This is a genomic window from Micromonospora sp. AKA38, assembly GCF_027925725.1.
GTDB lineage: Bacteria > Actinomycetota > Actinomycetes > Mycobacteriales > Micromonosporaceae > Micromonospora.
Window position 1 is genome coordinate 2,236,732 of sequence record NZ_BNEI01000005.1, and the last position, 16,494, is coordinate 2,253,225.

Sequence of the window (16,494 nt, forward strand, 5' to 3'; positions counted from 1 at the left end):
CGATACCACGATGGCCGTCGTCGGCCCCCGCCCGGAAGCGGCATCCGGAACTTGACGAGGGAGCGTGCCGGGGATTCCGACGGAGCGGCAGCACACCGGGTACGCACGAATGGTTCTGCGGGCACCCACCATCGCGGCCAATCAAGGAATGGACTTTCCGCAAATCTACGCAGCGGCCAGTGGACCGTCATCTTCAAACTTGCCTATCCGGCAACCCCCCGCAATTACGGGATGACCAGCGGAGACACCCGTCGGCAGCCGGCGGCGGAAGGCTTACTAGACGCACCGGACAGATCCGACCATTCCCGAACATCCACCCCGCGACAAGGCGGCACCAAGTGCGGCGCTTCGGGGAAAATGGACCTGGCTAATTATGGCGACTGGAGATTCGTACTATCAGCAGCGGAGTGTGCTGCTATCCGCCCGCCGCCATCCACCAATGCGGCTCTGACGTGCGAGGACAGCACTTCTGTGCATGCCACTCCATGACTGCGCTCCGTGCTCGCGTCGTCATTGACGGTGTTGCCATCGCCCGATGGCTCGGCTAGCCTCGACGCCAGCAATACCGCCGGTCGCAGGAGGTGGGAATAGGCTAATTTCATGGATAGCCCGCATAAATGCCAGCGGCGGTGACCACCGCCAATATTCGCCACACCAAAGCAGACTGGACTCGCGGGGGTCGTCCGCTAGGCAGTGTCAACATGATGAGATTTGCAGGTCATTGGGGGAACCGCTGTGGAAGATCCAATCGAGAAGGCTGTGCGGCGAGCGATCGCCGCCATGCACGAAAAACTAGGCGAGCAGCTCACCGTCGACGACATGGCCCGCGCTGCCATGTTCAGCAAGTTTCACTTCACGAGGGTCTTCCAGCGAGCCACCGGCGTGACACCGGGCCGCTTCCTCTCCGCCCTGCGCCTGCAGCGCGCCAAGCACCTGCTCGTCTCCACCTCATTGAGTGTCGCCGATATCAGCATGCGCGTCGGGTACAACAGCGTCGGGACTTTCAGCTCCCGGTTCACCCGGAGCGTGGGAATGCCACCCACGACGTACCGCCGACTGGCCGGCTTCGCCCCGCAGATCGCGACCGACCCCGATTACCGGATGGGGCACTCGCACAACACCCGGGTGCAGGGCCGCGCCTGGGCCCCGGAATCGCATGTGGACAGTCCGGTGTTCCTGGGCCTGTTCCCGGACCGCATCCCGGAAGGGCAGCCGGTCCGCTGCACGGTCCTGTCCCGCCCGGGCGCATACCAACTCGACGGCGTACCACCGGGTAACTGGTTTCTCCTCGCCCAGTCGGTCAACGGGGAACTGGACGCCGACATGGTCGCCGACGACGGGGACCAGACCGTCTGCGTCGCCACCGTCGGCCCCCTGCACCTGCGGGGCGACGGCGTGGTGCACGCCGACCTCGACCTGCAGCCGGTCCGCGCGATGGACCCCCCGGTCCTGCTGGCGCTGCTCGACCAGCGCAAGTTCGCGCTGGCCCGGGTGGCCGAGGAGCGGATGGGCGCGGTGTCGTCGATCGGCGCCGCGGTCACGGCGGGCCGCTCCGCGGCGTGAGCGGTCCGATCTGATTCCGATCCGACGAGGTCGACGGCCCGGCTCGGCCAGGTGAGGCGGGCTGGCCACGGAACGACCCGGGTGACGGGCGACCGGATCGCCACGCCCCGACTCCCACCGCGGCCGCCCGCCATTCACCGTCGCCGCCGCGCCCGTCGGGCCGGCCAGGCCGGCCGGCGTGACCGAAATGCCGCCCCCGAGCGCTCGGGCAGTGGCCCGCGAGGCCGTCGCGCCTTCGCCGCGAAGGCCGCCCGCGTAACGCGTCCGGGATGTGGTGGCCACGCTCCCGCGCCTTCCGCCAGGATGGCGGACGCCCACCGGCGCGCCCTCGCGCGCCGAGCGTGGTCCCGGCCCGACGAGGTCGCGCCGGCGCTCGACCGCCCACCGGTCGCGGGCTTCGACAGGCGACCCGGACTCACCCTCCCCGGCGGCTCTCGTGCCACGAGCACGGCGTGGGAATCTCCCGCGCGTCAAGAACTCCCGCCTGACCAAAGAGCGCTGCCATCCACTGTCGTCAATGGGAAGCAACCACGGAGGTGCACCCGATCCGGGCCTCCCAGACGATTGATCCGCAATTCCTGATCCCACCGACAGGGGGCGACGCCGTGACACCCGGCAGACCGGCGACGTAACCATCGAGGCGCCACCGGTCGACGCGCGGACCCGGGTCGACGTGACGTACGCGGGCGACGGCACGCGGGCGCGCGGGCCGGGACCGCCCTCCCCGATGTCCACGGCCGTCGGCCGGGCGCCGCACTCGCGGACCCGTCGCCGAGCGGCGCGTCGAGGAGTGACAACCCCTCGGCACCGTGGCCGGGAATCGATGCGAGGAGTGACATGCCCCACCGACCGGCGCACCGCAACCCGTGGTCCGTCCTTGCCGTGCTGTGTCTGGCGAACTTCCTCATCCTGCTGGACACCACGATCGTCAACACCGCGACGCCGCACATCATGGCGGAACTGCGCACCCCGGTGGACGGGGCGCTGTGGGTGCTCAACGGATACCTGCTGGCCTTCGCCTCGCTGCTGATCACATTCGGCCGGCTGGGCGACCGGGTCGGCCCGCGCCGGGTCTTCGTCGTCGGCCTCGCCGTGTTCACCGTCGCGTCGGTCTGGTGCGCGTCGTCCCGGCACACCGGCGAGCTGGTCGCCGCCCGGGTGTTGCAGGGGGTCGGCGCCGCGGCGTTGCTGCCCCAGGCCCTGGTCCTGATCTCCGCCGTCTTTCCCCCCCAGCGCCGCGGCGCCGCCTTCGGCATCTTCACCGCGGTGGCCGGCGTCGCCGCGGTCAGCGGCCCCACCCTGGGCGGTCTGCTCGTCACGGAGGCCGGCTGGCAGTCGATCTTCTACCTCAACGTGCCGGTGGGTCTGGCCGGACTGCTGCTCGCGGCACGGTACCTGCCCCGCCTGCGGCCCGACCGGGCGCACCGGTTCGACGCGGTGGGCGTCGCGCTCGCCACCGGGGGCCTGCTGGCCATCGTGTTCGGCCTCGTCGAAGGGCAGCGGTACGCGTGGGGTCGGGTGCTGGGACCGGTCGGCATCCCGCACGTCCTCGTCGCCGGCGTGGTGCTGCTCGCGCTGTTCGTCCGGTGGGAGCGGCGGGCCGCCGAGCCGCTGCTGCCGCTGGACCTCTTCGGTGACCGGAACTTCACCATCGCCACGGTGCTGACGGCCATCAGCTCCCTCGCCCTGTACGGCTTTCTGTTCGTCTTCGTGCTGGAGACCCAGAACATGCTCGGCATGAGCCCGCTCGCCTCCGGCCTCGCCGCGCTACCCTGGACGGTCACGCTCAGCGCCGTCGCGCCGGTCGCCGGCCGGCTCGCCGACCGGGTGGGCGGCCGGATCCTCCTCGTCGTCGGCCTCGCCCTGCAGGCCGTCGGCGTGCTCGGAGTCGCGCTGCTGCCCGGCCCCTCGTCGTCGTGGCGCACCTTCGCCGGGCCGCTCGTCGCGATCGGCGTCGGCATGGGCCTGTCCATCGCGCCCACCACGACCGAGGCGATGCGTCGCATCACCCCGCGACGCGCGGGGGCGGCTTCCGGCCTGCTCAACACCGCCCGCCAGGCCGGTGCCGCGCTCGGCGCCGCGCTGATCGGCGCCGTGCTGCAGAACCGCCTGCCCGACTCCACGCACCGCGCCGCGTTCCACGACGGCTTCGCCACGGCCAGCCGGCCGGCGCTCTCGGTGGTCGCCGGCGTGCTGTTCGCCGGCGCCGGGCTGGCCGCGGCCATGCGGCGGCACCCGCGGGCACCGGCGCCTATCGATCCGTGGGAGCAAGTTGCACCAAACGCAACATCGAAGGTGACGAACATGCAGCCCGACCCTTACTCTGGTCTGGCCGGTGCTGTCGACAGCGGGGAACCTGATGCGTATCTCAGATCTCAGTAGGCAGACAGGCGTACCGATCGCAACGATAAAGTTCTACCTCCGGGAGCGCCTGCTCCCACCCGGCACCCCGACCGGCCGTAACCAGGCGGCGTACGGCGAAGCGCATCTGCGACGGCTGCGGCTCATCCGGGCCCTGACCAACATCGGTCAGCTGGAACTCACCTCGGTGCGGGAGCTGCTGACCGCGATCGAGAACGACAAGGTGCCGCTGCCCGCGCTGTACTCGCTCGTCGACCGCGCCCTGTTCCCGCAGGAGCCGGCGCTGCACAGCGTGGACGGCGCGAAACAGGTGCGCGCCGACGTCGACCGTTTCGTCAAGGAACTGGGCTGGTCGCTCGACATGGACGCGCCCAGCCGGGACCGTCTCGCGCTCGTGGTCCTCACCCTGCAGCGGCTGGGCTGCGAATGCGGGATGGAATACTTTCTCCCGTACGCCGAGGCGGCCGAGAAACTCGCGGTCCAGGATCTCGACCTGCTGCCCGCCGACGGGGTGGGCGCCGACCGGGCCGCCGTGGTGGTGCGGGGGGTCCTGCTCGACGTGGCGCTGTCGGCGTTGCGGCGGATGGCCCAGGAGCACCACGCGACACTGCGCTTCGGCCCGAAGACGGCCGACGCCCGGCCCGCGTAGCGCCCGGCCCCGACCCGCGGTCACGCGCAGGCGCGCACCGCCGCGCACCGCCCGGCCGACGGTCCGGGCCGGCCGGCTGCGGCGACGACGCCCGGCGACGGCCCCCACCTCGACGAATGTGAGTTCTCATGATCGTCACCCATCCCGACACGGTGCGCGTGCACCCGGTCGAGCGGGCGATCGAGCTGCTGCGGGAGCGTTACGTCTCCCCGGAGCGGGCAGAGGCGGCAGCCACGGCGCTGCGGCAGCGACTGACCGCCGGCGCCTATGACGGCCTGGACGACTCGACGCTCGCCGAACGCCTCACCGAGGACCTGCTCGACGTGTGCCCGGACACGCACCTGTGGGTCCGGGTGCGCGACGAGCGCCGCGCTCCCGCCGGCGCCAGCGTCCGTCGGGTCGAGATCCTCGACGGCAACATCGGCTACCTGGACGTACGCCGCATGAGCGGCTCCACGAACGGCGGCCGGGCGATCATCGGCGCGATGGAGCTGGTGTCCCGCACCGACGCGCTCATCCTCGACCTGCGGGAGAACGGCGGCGGCTCACCGGACGGCGTCGTGCTGTGGAGCAGCTACCTCCTGCCGGCCGGACCGACGCACCTGAACAGCATCTACGACCGGGTCACCGACCGGACGCGACAGCTGTGGAGCCTGGCGTGGCTGCCCGGCGAGCGGTACCTCGACCGTCCGCTGTACGTGTTGACCAGCGACCGGACGTTCTCCGGCGCCGAGGATCTCTGCCTGAACCTGAAGGTGCGTGGTCGGGCCCGGTTGGTCGGCGAGACGACGCGTGGCGGAGCGAACCTCGCCACCGTCCACGAGCTGACGCCGACGATGGAGATCGCGGTGCCGCACGCCTATTCGATCAACCCGATCACGGGCGGCAACTGGGAGGGCACCGGTGTCGAGCCCGATCTCGCGGTGCCGGCGGCGACCGCGTTCGACGTGGCGTACGCGGAGCTGCTCGACGCGCCGGGGGAACCGGGGCGGCGCGGGCACTGAGCGGCGGCCCCGGGGATCGGCCACCCGCCGCGCCCGGCCCGCGTCGCCACCGGTCCCGCGGTGCACGCCTCCAGATCAGCCAGCACGGTCGGCAGTGCGCCGTCCGCGGCACCGGGCAGCCCTCGACCGGCCCGTCAGCGGCGGCCCGGCGCGAGGGCCTGTCCATCCTCGTCCGCGTCGACGGCCGCGCCGCGGCACGTCACCCCGGAGCCACGCGACGTCGACCGGCGTCACCTCAGCGTCGTGCGCCGTACCCCGGCGCCCACGCCGCGCCGGTGTCGACCAGTCGGGACAACGTCCGCGACGAGGTGGCCGTCGGGTCGGGCGGCGGCAGGGCGTCGCAGGTCGCGTCGGGTCGGTCGCCGGCCTTGCGCTGCGGCAGCCGGCCCGTCCTGAGGTAGTCGGCGATGACGCCGGTGACGCACGGATTGCCGCTGAACGAGAGGACGTGCGTGGTCTGGCCGACCTCCGCCAGCAGCGATCCGTTCGGGAAGCGGCGCCGGGCCTCGATGCTGCCCTCGAACGGCGTGGCCGCGTCCAACGTGCCGCCGACGAACAGCACGCTCCGCACCTTCGAGCCGTCGACCTCGACCGGCGTGGAGACCTTGCCGGGCCAGAAGAGGCACGGCGCGTTGCCCCAGGCGTTGTACCAGGTGGCGAACGGTGCGTCACGGAACGTACGCCAGTTGTCGCGCCGCCAGGTGGCCCAGCTCCGCGGCCACCGGGTGTCGGTGCACTGCACCGCGTTGAAGACCGCGAAGACGTTGTCGTCGGCCGGGCGGAAGGAACTCTCGTACGCCCCGACCAGCACCTCGGCGTCGGGGTCCTCGACGGCGCTGACGAACAACTCGGCCAGGGTCGGCCAGATCGCCTGGAAGTAGCCGGCGTAGATGAAGATGTCGGTGAACTCGGCCGGGCCGACGACGCCGCCGGCCGGCGCCGTACGCAGCTTCTGCTGCGTCGCGTACCAGCGCTTCCTGACCTGGTCGGCCGTCCTGCCGAGGTGGTAGACGTGGTCGAACGTCGCCACCCACGCGAACCACATGCGCAGGCTGCGTTCGAAGTTCACGTCCTGGGCCAGGGCGGCCTGGTACCAGACCTTGCGCGGGTCGATGTTGCTGTCGAGCACCATGCGGCGCACCGTCCTCGGGTACACCGTGCCGTACACCTGGCCGAGGTAGGTGCCGTACGAGATGCCGTACAGGTTGACCTGGCCGACGCCGAGCGCCTTGCGGATCGACTCCACGTCCCGGACCGTGTCGAGCGTGGTCATGTGGTCCAGCAGCGCGCCGCCGGCCACCCGGCAGGCTTCGGCGTAGTTCCTCGACCGGCGGAGCCAGGTCTGCTCGATGCCCGGGCGCCAGGGGACGTACTCCGGGCGCGGCCCGTGGAGGTAGTCCTCGTCACAGGACAACGCCGGAACGCTGGCGCCGACGCCACGCGGGTCGAAGCCGATCCAGTCGTAGGCGCCGCCGACGCCGGCGGGGACGCACACCGCCGCCGACGTGCAGAGCCCGGAGTTGCCGGGCCCGCCCGGCAGGGCGATGATGACGCCCTGGTAGTCCTCGGCGGACACCGTCGCCCGGATCCGCGAGAGCGCGATCTGGATCTTCCTGCCGGTCGGCTTGCGGTAGTCCAGCGGCACGTCGAGCAGGCCGCACTCGGCGCCGCCATCGTGCGGCTCGGGCGTCCCGCAGGGTTTCCAGGCGATCCTGGCGGTCGTCGCCGGCTCCACGGTGGGCGCCGCCGAACCGCCCGCCGCGGGCGTGACCGCCACGATCACCGCGGTGACGACGAGGGCGAGGCCCTTCGCGATCTTTCGATCCACAATTCCCCCTCATCGCGGGACTCGTCTCTCCGCCCGGGAAAGGTCCACTGTAGATGGAGTGACGGGCCGGCGATTCTCGCAGAGTGCGGCGTCCGCATCCGGAGACAGCTCACGCGGTGAGTGGGGCCGGCGCCGCCAACGGGCTCCGGCCCCACTCTCACCCCCGGCTCCCCTCCGTTGCGCGGGAGCGGATCCGCTACCGTGCCCCGGGGCCGGCCGACCGCCGCAGGGCTCTGTCGCAGGCCGCGAGGTGACGGCCGAGGGCATCCTCGAAGCTGGTGGTCGGCGCGTCGAACATCAGTTGTCGGCGGACGGCCACCTCTCTGCCGGAGAGGCCGCTCACCATCTCGGCCGCGGCGGTCAGGGCCATGGCCGGATCGCCTGTCACCTCGTCGACGATGCCCAGGTCGACGCTTTCGGTGGCGTCCAGATGGGCGCCGAAGAGGATCGCCCGGCGCAGCCGGGTCCCGCCGGCCTGCTGGGCGAGTCGGAAGATCGCCATGCCGGGCCAGGTGGCCTCGCCGTCGACGTAGAGGGACAGCCGGACGTCGGGCGTGGCGATGCGGTAGTCCGTCGCCAGCAGGGCGTCCAGGGCGAGACCCCCGCAGTCGCCGGAGGCGACCGCGACAGTCGTGACGGTGAGCCGCTCGAGCCGGCGCAACGCCCGCTCCCACTTGCTGACCAGCGCCACCTCCAGGCCGTGCGTCCAGTCCTTGCCGGGGGTGCCGGTCAGGTGCACCGCGAGCATGGTGGTGGCCTTGGTCGACTCGGCCACCGTGCAGGCGGCGTCCACCGCGGCGACGGATTCCATCGTCAGGGGTTTCGAGCCGTCGATGCGAAGCTCGACATCGCCTCGGGTGCCGTCGGCGGCGCCACGCTCACCCCGGCCGGTCCGGACGGTTGCCGCGCTCACCACTGGATCAACGCTGTCTCGATCGTGGAACCAGGACCCATGGTCATCAGCACTCCATAATCGCCCGGGGCCGTCACTCTCTCCTGCTGGAGCCGTTCGTACGAGAAGATGAACGAGCCGCTTGATACGTTGCCGTAGTCACGAAGCACGCTTGTGGTGTGCCGCACCTCGTGACGGTTCAGTCCGAGATTCACCGTCACCGCGTCGACGACCTTCTTGCCGCCCGCGTGCACGAGCCAGTGCCCGATGTCGCTACGACGCAGACCGGTGTTCGCCAGCAGCCGGTCCGTGACGATTTCCGCGTGTGCGCCGACGACGTAAGGAATCTGCGGGTCCAGGAAGAAGCTGAACCGGTTCTGGACGCTGTCCCAGTCGTAGCGCATGGCGTCGATCGCCTCGGGGATGATGCAACTCGCGAACTTGAGGATGCGAGGACCGTCGGCGGCGCCCGAGGAGTCGCCGCCGGTGGCGTCCAGGAAGTCGCCGGCGGGGCGGCCGACAAGGGCCAGCGCGGCGGCGCCGTCGCCGAACAGACTGTTCACCACCGCGGTCCGCATGGTCGAGTCCATCACGTACGCGGCAGAACACGCCTCGGTGCACAACACCACGGCAAGCTCGCCCGGATTGGCCACGGACCAGCTCGACACGACGTTCAGCGCGTTGAGCCCCGCGTTGCAGCCCATTCCCACGATGTCGCTCCGGCTGCAGTGCCGGTCGATGCCCAGCTCACGGATGAGCAGGGCACTGAGCCCCGGTGTGAGGAATCCGGTGGACGTCACGCAGCAGAGGTGGCGGATGTCGGAGAGCGACGCCCCGGCATCGTCCAGACATGCCTGCAGGGCACGCCGCCCCATGTCCACGGCCAGCCTCTTGTGCCGGTCGAGCAGGTCCGCCTGGGTCTCCGGGGACGGGAGGCCGTCGTCTCCCGGCAACGGCAGGTCGAGGAAACGCCGGCGGATCGCGCTGTTGAGGAAGACCGACCGGATCTTCGGATCGGAGATCGCGAAGGTGTCCAGCAGGTCCTGCTGGGAGAAGGGTGTGGAGGACGAGGCCGTGCCCACCCCGACAATTGTGGACTCGCAGGGGCTGGACTGGAAAATGGGAGACTCTGCTGCCAGTGTCCGAGCGTACGGCCTCTGGGTGTTGGCGATGTCAACGGTCACGCGCAGATCTTCCTTCCGCATCTCAGCAAGCCTGGCTTTTTGGCCAGGCGCATTATGCTCGTACGCCCACGATGCGGTCTCAGGTGGGGACGCCGCATCTTGGGGCTTGCGCGGTGTCGGCTCGAATGAGTCACGCTCGCACCTAATCAACAGCTAAGACTCTATCGCCCGCCGGATACCCGATCACATCCCATAGTGCGCCGTCGAATGTGACCGCCGTCCATGCCGGCGTAGTCAGGAAATGTGTTTCCGATGTCTGCCGGAGTCGCCCGAGGCTTCGGAGCGGGGATTGTCGGAACACCTTCCGCACGCCCTGTCGGGTCGCGTGCGCGCCGCACCGGCGACCCCGGATCCGTCAGGTGGGCAGACCCGCCAGCGCACGATCCGAGGGGCCACTCGCCGAAGCGGCCACCGCGTCCCTCGTCCTTCGTCGACGAGGTCGTCGTGAAGGACCGACGCGATGGCCGCCTCTTGTCCCGCCGGTCCGCCCGGTCACGGGCGGAACCGGGCGGTCAGCGTGCGAGCGAGCGGACGAACGTGCGGACGTCGTCGACCAGCAGCTGGGGCTGCTCCAGAGCGGCGAAGTGCCCTCCCCGGTCGAACTCGGTCCACCGGGTGAGGGTGGGCAGGATCTGGTCGGCGAACCGGCGCACCGGCCGCACCGCGTCCTTGGGGAACGACGCGACGCCCACCGGCATCGTCAGCGGCCACGGCCCGGCCCAGGTCCGGACGAAGTCGGCGTCCATCCGGCTGGACTCGTAGTAGAGCTGGGCGCTGGACCCGGCCGTCGCCGTGAACCAGTAAATCGAGACCGCGGTGAGGATGTCGTCGCGGCTCACGGCGTCCTCCGGCACCTTCGCCGAGTCGGTCCATTCCTTGTACTTCTCGGCGATCCAGGCGAGCTGCCCCACCGGCGAGTCGGTCAGCGCGTAGGCGAGCGTCTGCGGCCGGGTCGACTGGATCCGCTGCCAACCGGTCCCGTCCTGCATGAACGTGCCGGTGAACTGGAGGCGGGCCAGGTCGGCCTCGCCCAGACCCTCCATGGCCGCGGGGTCGGGCGGCGGGAACGCCACGCACATGTTGAGGTGGATGCCGATGACGTGCTCGGGATCGGCCAGCCCCAGTCGCAGCGAGATCGGCATCCCCCAGTCACCGCCCTGCACGGCATACCGCTCGTAGCCCAGGCGGCTCATCAGCTCCTTCCACGCGCCGGCCACCCGGCCGGTGTCCCAGCCCACCTGACCCGTCGGGCCGGAGAACGCGTAGCCGGGGATCGACGGGATCACCAGGTGGAAGGCGTCGGCGGCGTCACCGCCGTGCGCGACCGGGTCACTGAGCGGCCCGATGACGTCCAGGAACTCGGCCACCGTGCCCGGCCAGCCGTGGGTCAGGATCATCGGCGTCGCGCCCTCCTCGGGCGAGCGGACGTGCAGGAAGTGCACGTTCACGCCGTCGATCTCGGTGACGAACTGCGGGTACGCGTTCAGGCGCGCCTCGGCCGCCCGCCAGTCGAAGCTGTTCCGCCAGTGGTCGGCCAGCTCCTTGACGTACTCCAGCGGCGCACCGCGATCCCAGCCCACACCCGGCATCTCGTCCGGCCAGCGCGTGTGGTCGAGCCGCCGGTGCAGATCGTCGAGATCGGACTGCGGCACTTCGATACGGAACGGACGCATCTAACAACCTCCCTGTGTCGGTCGAGAGCCGCCAGGAGCGGCGCTGGGCTCAGATCGAGGACGGCGGCGCGCCGGAGCCCGAGGCGCTGACGAGAGCGCCCCGGGCGGCCGGCGAACGCGCCGATCAGATGAACGGGGTGTTCGGGCCCAGACCGCAGACGATCCGGCCGTAGAGCTCCAGGTTGGTGCTCGGGTGCAGGATGGCGTGCAGGTTGAGCGTCTGCACGTCCCGCTGGATGCGCTGGATCGGCACGTCGCGGTAGATCGACGAACCGCCACTGGCGCCGACGAGGATGTCGACCGCCTCCTTGGCCCGCTGGCACGCCGCACCCAGGTCGAGCCGGACGCGCGCCCGCTCCTCAAGCGTCCACTGCTCCCCCGCGGCCCCCTTGGTGTCGAGCATGCGGGCCGCCCGGTGGGCGTGGAACCCGACCTCGTCGATCTTGGTGACCGCCTCGGCGATCTCCAGGTGGGTGACCGGCGCCTCGCTCTGGTTCTCGTATGCGGTGTAGGTGATCTTCCGGCCGGGCAGCCGCTCCAGGAACACGTCCTTGGCGCCCATCGCGAGGCCGAGCGCGGGCGCGCTGATCGTCGCGCACGCGGTCGGCATGAACGGCGCCTTGAAGATCGGCGAGTCCGCGTTCAGCTTGGACATGTGCTGGCCCTGGAGCACCGGCCCCATCTGGAGCACCCGCTCCTTCGGGATGAAGAGGTCCTTCGCGATCGTGGTGACGCTGCCGGAGCCACGCATGCCCGAGGTGTGCCAGTCGTCGACGACCTGGAGGTCGGAGTTCCGGATGAGCGTCATGACCGGCGCCATCCCGCCGTCCTCGGTCGGCGTGACCGCCGCGTTCGTGTTCCACGTGCTCTGCTGCACGCCGCTGTTGAACGACCACTTGCCGTTGACGATGTAGCCGCCGTCCGTCGGCACGGCCACCGCGCCGGGGCTGAGGATGCCGCTGATCCGGACGTCGGGCGTCGCGAACACCTCGTCCTGCACCTCGTCCGGGAACAGCCCCATCATCCAGGTGCTGATCGCCCACACCGAGGCCGTCCAGGCGGTCGAGCCGTCGCCCCGCCCGAGCTCGGCGATCACGTCGACGACGGTCTCCATGTCGGACTCGAAGCCGCCGTAGCGGGTCGGCACCCGCATCTTGAGCAGGTCGGCGCTGGTCAGCGCTTCGATGACATCGGGATGGATCCGCCGGTTCTCGTCCATCCAGGGCGCCTTCTCCCGCAGGAGCGGAACGAGTTCGGACGCGCGCTTGACGAGTTCGGTCTTGCCCGGTGCGTGAACAGTCACCATCGTGTTCCTCCTAAACGGACGTCCGCTGACGCGGGGTCGCCTCGCAACGGGCGACGCGGGGTGGAGCTGAGCAGGTGGCTCGCTCGGAAGGCAGAAGCAGAAAATCGTGGCGCACGCGCGGACGGCACGTCCCGGCGCTAGTCGCGGCCAGCGCCGAGCGGCGCCGCTGCCGGGACCCGGTTCGGCCGGCGACCGGCCTGCCGCAGCACGCGGAGCATCCGGCCCGGGCGGAGCAGGGACGTCGGCTCGTCGATGAGGCCGGCCACCCGCATGAGGGCATTGGTGAGGCTCGGGTCGTGCACGGCGGCCCGCTGGACCTTCGCCACGTAGGCGTTGATCATGCGGATCTTGGCGGTCCGCCGGCCTTCCACGCCCGCGTAGCCGAGGTCCGCGGTCGCCGCGAACTCCCAGGGCGAGTCGATCTGGCGGGAGATCTCCTGGAAGAACTCGAGCGGATCCGGCACGGTCGTGCTGCTGAGCTTGTCCGCCAGGACGCGGGACTCGACCGCGGCGATGGCCATGCCCTGGGCGTAGATGGGATTGAAACTGCAGACCGCGTCGCCGATGACCAGGAACCCGGCCGGGAAGCGCGTCAGCCGCTCGTAGCGGCGGCGGACGCTCGCCGGGAAGCGGAACATCACCGGGTCGTTGAGCGGCTCGGCCTCGCGGACGGACTCGTAGATCTCCGGCACCGGAACCGACCGGACGAACTCGAGGAACTTGTCCGGGTCGGTCGGCGGATGGTCGCCGAGAACGCCGGTGAGCGACAGCTCGACCCGTCCGTCGTCGCCGGGCAGCCGGTAGTAGAACGCGCCGCGCGGATGCGTGGGTGTCGCCGCCGCGATGACGGCGATGTCGCTACCGAACGGGTCGTTACGCACCCGGTAGTGGCGGGTGGTGTAGGCCAGGTCGACCTTCACCCGGTCCTCCTCCGGCCGGGAGTAGCCGAACTCCTCCAGCCAGGTCGGCGTCCTCGACCCCCGCCCGGTGGCGTCGACCACCAGGTCGGCACGGAGCACCTCGGGGTCCGAACCGCCGTCGCGACGCTGCACCCGCGCGCCGACGACCCGGCTCTTGTCGGGCGTCGCCTCCAACCCGACGATGTCGTAGCCCTCCAGGAAGCGTATGTTGCTGACCTTCTCCACCCGGTTACGCACCTGGTGCTCGATGACCGGCCGGGTGCACGGCACCGAGAGCAGGCCGGTATTCGCCTGGCGGAGCTGCATTCCGTTGAAGTACCAGCGAATCGCGCCGCTGAAGTCACCCGGCTGGACGCCGGCGGCTTCCATGTCGGCCGTCAGCCCGGGAAACTGCTTCTCCAGGATCTGTTGCCCGCGGGCGACCAGACCATGGGCGTGCCGACCGTGCGGAACGCCCTTCCGGTAACCCGCCACTCCGGCCAGTTCGTCGCGGTCCACGACGAGCACCTCGGGATACACCTCGGCGAGCACATTGGCGGCGAGCAGGCCGGCCAGGCTGCCGCCGAGTACCACCGCGCGGCCGACAGGCTGTTCAGGCATCGCGATCTTCCTCCTCTGCGAACCAGAAACGTGCGCCTTCCCCATGCCGTCAGCCGCGGTGTCGGGCGAGCGAAGCCGCTGCCCGCTGCGTGAGCCCGGCAGGGCCGACTGGGTGTCAGAGCCATCTTCGGCGCTACCGGCACCGATGGCGTCTTTCTCATTGCGGAGCCCGCCGGGGCGGGAACGACGACCAGGTGAGCCGGGATGCGTGCACCCCAGCAAGCTGCGAGATGCCGCCCTCCCTGGTCGCTCTGAAGAATGGGGGCTTGAATACTTTCGGCCGGACAGTCCCGCGTCGGGAGAAGTGACGCTTTTCAATGAGTTATTCGGGACAGGGCCACAGGACCTGTGAATAGTCGGAGGTGGTGGCCATGAAGATGAGCCTCAAGCCCATTCAGGAAATCGTGGGGGCCGATCCTCGCTACCGCTGGGACTATCCCGGTCCCTCGGTGCCGACACCATCGAAGAAGCTTCGATCGGTGTGGTATTTCGGTCTGCCGCTCACCTCCGCGCATCGCGATGCCCACGACGCCGGCAACGCCATGCTCGACGGGAGATCCGAGGAGGAACGGCACCTCAACGAGGGGTCCGTGTACCCGCACGCCGCCCTGGTCGAGATGATCACGTATCAGGACAGGTGCTTCCCGGACCTCCCCTGGCGCTACATCGACATGAGCCACCTGGACTGGCAGCACGTCAGGACCGCCATCAACGAGGACCCGCCCGACGTCGCCGCCTTCACGGTCTACACGGCCACCACGCTGTGGGCGATGATCGTCGCGGCGGAGATCAAGCGGGTCAACCCCAAGGCCGTCGTGGTCTTCGGCAACGACCACGCCGGCATCCTCTACCAGGAGACCCTGACCGGGAAGTACGGCAGTCGCCTGGTGGACTTCATCAGCACCGGCAACAACGGTCCGTTCACCATGATGGGCCTGTTGACCCACCTGCAGGGCGGGCTGGAGCTGAGCAAGGTCCCCTCCGTGGCGTACCGGTCGGCCGGTGGTGAGGTCGTCAACCAGGACGCCGGCACGTTCCCGCTGGACCGTCGGATCCTGCCCGACTACCGACTCATCATCGACCAGCTCGAGAAGCACTACGACCGTGCGTTCAACGTCTGGTACTCCCAGCACTACGACCTCAAGCGAATGGTCACGGTGCCGCTGGACGGCGGGTGCACCTGGGGAAAGCGGCCGGGCCGCCGGTGCAAGCACTGCTCGATCCAGGGCCTGACCCCGAAGACGACGGATGTCGCGTCCGCGATCCCGGTGCTGGAGAACATCGTCGGGGACATCGGCGCGAACGTGTACGCCGCCGGCGACTCGACGCTCGGCTTCTCGCGTGAGCAGTGGGAGGGAAACATCTCCTACCTCAACGACATGGCGGAGGCCTGCGCCAAGTCGCCGATCCTGCAGAAGCACCGGTTCATGCTGGCCTACGGGCTGGTCTACGAGTTCCTCGAGTCGGCGGAGCTGTGCAAGGGGTTCGTGCGCACGTGGAACGTCGGGCTGGAGGCGTTCGACCCCAAGTTGCTCAAGGCCGACTCCAAGGGGATCAACAAGGGGCCGGAGCGGATCGGGGAGGCGCTGGAGCTCGCGCGCGACCTCGACTACAAGCTGTACGCGTCGGGCATCATGGGCCTGCCGGGCACGACGATGAAGAACCTCAAGACCGAGGTGAACAGCTGGCTGTCGATGGCCGACGAGTACCGCGACCTGATCACCAGCATCTCCGTCGCGGCGCCCGGGATCATTCCCGGCTCGCGCATGTACTGGGACACCTACAACGAGTCCCCCCAGGTTCGGTCCTGGCACGGTGAGATCCTTCCCGCGCGACGGATGACCGCCCTCTACATCCGCGAGAACACCGAGGTGGAGCTCGAGGACGTGGAGGCGGCGATCACCGACCTCCGGAACGGGATCCTCCAGATCAACGGCCCGATGGAGCACATGAAGTTCGGCTACTACATGCTGGGCGGTCGAGACGAGGACGAGGCGGCCGAATACCGCCTCCTCGAGGAGATCTGCGCGCAGCTCGACTAGTCACCGGTGCCACCCCCTCCCGTCGAGATGGTCCACGAGCCGCGTCGTCGTCCCGGGCTGCTGCCTCCGACGGCCCGGCTCGTGGCCGGATCCGCCGCGCGGTCGGCCCCGCGACCGGCGACCGTGACATGGCCGTCCGCCCGCCCGGCGCCGCGATCCGCGCGCCCCGCCCGCGATCCGGCCGTCCCGACCGAACCGCGGCCACCGCAGCGGCGCGTGCGCCCCCTCGCCGGGCCCGCGCCGGACCGCCCCACGACTCCGCGCGTCCCGGCGCACGACGGCCGGCGACACGAGCCGGGGAACGCCGTGGCACGCTCGGGGACATACATCGATCGACATCTTCGTGATCCCCCCGTGGGACCGGCCCCTCGAACCGAGCACGCGCGGCGGCGGCTCGACCGCGCAGACCGTCGGGGTTCCACCCCGACGCCACGTCAATCCCGGAAGGAAGCAGCTCATGTCGGTGACGTCA

The 16,494-nt window shown here is 70.1% G+C and carries 11 protein-coding genes; 5 read left to right on the forward strand and 6 right to left on the reverse strand.

From position 1 onward, the window contains the following. Positions 1-735: 735 nt before the first annotated feature. The 4 genes from TPA0908_RS26780 (at position 736) to TPA0908_RS26795 (ending at position 5,577) form a co-directional block, all read left to right on the forward strand. Positions 736-1,563: a helix-turn-helix domain-containing protein gene (locus TPA0908_RS26780; protein ID WP_281942482.1), complete on the forward strand. Its 828-nt coding sequence runs from the start codon at positions 736-738 to the stop codon at positions 1,561-1,563. 837 nt (positions 1,564-2,400) lie between these two features. Beyond that, positions 2,401-3,945 (forward strand): MFS transporter, encoded by a 1,545-nt coding sequence (locus TPA0908_RS26785; RefSeq protein ID WP_281942484.1) that lies wholly within the window; start codon positions 2,401-2,403, stop codon positions 3,943-3,945. Next, positions 3,923-4,573, forward strand: a complete 651-nt coding sequence (locus tag TPA0908_RS26790; protein WP_281942485.1) for a MerR family transcriptional regulator — start codon at positions 3,923-3,925, stop codon at positions 4,571-4,573. Before TPA0908_RS26785 ends, TPA0908_RS26790 begins: the two co-directional genes overlap by 23 nt. 128 nt (positions 4,574-4,701) lie before the next feature. Then, the gene (locus TPA0908_RS26795) at positions 4,702-5,577 is read left to right on the forward strand and encodes a S41 family peptidase (RefSeq protein WP_281942488.1); all 876 of its coding nucleotides are present in this window, start codon (positions 4,702-4,704) and stop codon (positions 5,575-5,577) included. 235 nt (positions 5,578-5,812) lie between these two features. Here TPA0908_RS26795 and TPA0908_RS26800 read toward each other — a convergent pair whose 3' ends face one another. From TPA0908_RS26800 to TPA0908_RS26825, 6 genes are all read right to left on the reverse strand, one after another. Beyond that, complete coding sequence (locus tag TPA0908_RS26800) at positions 5,813-7,405, reverse strand: alpha/beta hydrolase (RefSeq protein ID WP_281942490.1); 1,593 nt, start codon at positions 7,403-7,405, stop codon at positions 5,813-5,815. 196 nt (positions 7,406-7,601) lie between these two features. Beyond that, complete coding sequence (dpgB, locus tag TPA0908_RS26805; RefSeq protein WP_308447845.1) at positions 7,602-8,321, reverse strand: enoyl-CoA-hydratase DpgB; 720 nt, start codon at positions 8,319-8,321, stop codon at positions 7,602-7,604. Beyond that, entirely contained in the window at positions 8,315-9,379 is a 1,065-nt protein-coding gene (gene dpgA, locus TPA0908_RS26810) for a 3,5-dihydroxyphenylacetyl-CoA synthase DpgA (protein ID WP_281942494.1), read from the reverse strand. The genes dpgB and dpgA overlap by 7 nt, the downstream gene beginning before the upstream one ends. A 614-nt stretch (positions 9,380-9,993) precedes the next feature. Further along, positions 9,994-11,154: an epoxide hydrolase family protein gene (locus TPA0908_RS26815; RefSeq protein WP_281942497.1), complete on the reverse strand. Its 1,161-nt coding sequence runs from the start codon at positions 11,152-11,154 to the stop codon at positions 9,994-9,996. A 124-nt stretch (positions 11,155-11,278) separates the two neighbouring features. Further along, positions 11,279-12,460, reverse strand: coding sequence for an acyl-CoA dehydrogenase family protein (locus tag TPA0908_RS26820; protein WP_281942499.1), 1,182 nt, complete (start codon positions 12,458-12,460; stop codon positions 11,279-11,281). A gap of 137 nt (positions 12,461-12,597) precedes the next feature. Continuing rightward, positions 12,598-13,980, reverse strand: coding sequence for an FAD-dependent oxidoreductase (locus tag TPA0908_RS26825; protein ID WP_281942501.1), 1,383 nt, complete (start codon positions 13,978-13,980; stop codon positions 12,598-12,600). 479 nt (positions 13,981-14,459) lie between these two features. Between TPA0908_RS26825 and TPA0908_RS26830 the strand changes: the two genes are divergently transcribed. Beyond that, positions 14,460-16,022, forward strand: coding sequence for a B12-binding domain-containing radical SAM protein (locus TPA0908_RS26830; protein ID WP_281942503.1), 1,563 nt, complete (start codon positions 14,460-14,462; stop codon positions 16,020-16,022). Positions 16,023-16,494: the final 472 nt, after the last annotated feature.

Excerpts from the sequence above, each read along its gene's own strand:
- TPA0908_RS26785 (WP_281942484.1), top strand. The coding sequence starts at position 2,401 with ATGCCCCACCGACCGGCGCACCGCAACCCGTGGTCCGTCCTTGCCGTG.
- TPA0908_RS26790 (WP_281942485.1), top strand. The coding sequence starts at position 3,923 with ATGCGTATCTCAGATCTCAGTAGGCAGACAGGCGTACCGATCGCAACG.
- TPA0908_RS26795 (WP_281942488.1), top strand. The coding sequence starts at position 4,702 with ATGATCGTCACCCATCCCGACACGGTGCGCGTGCACCCGGTCGAGCGG.
- TPA0908_RS26815 (WP_281942497.1), bottom strand. The coding sequence starts at position 11,154 with ATGCGTCCGTTCCGTATCGAAGTGCCGCAGTCCGATCTCGACGATCTG.
- TPA0908_RS26820 (WP_281942499.1), bottom strand. The coding sequence starts at position 12,460 with ATGGTGACTGTTCACGCACCGGGCAAGACCGAACTCGTCAAGCGCGCG.
- TPA0908_RS26825 (WP_281942501.1), bottom strand. The coding sequence starts at position 13,980 with ATGCCTGAACAGCCTGTCGGCCGCGCGGTGGTACTCGGCGGCAGCCTG.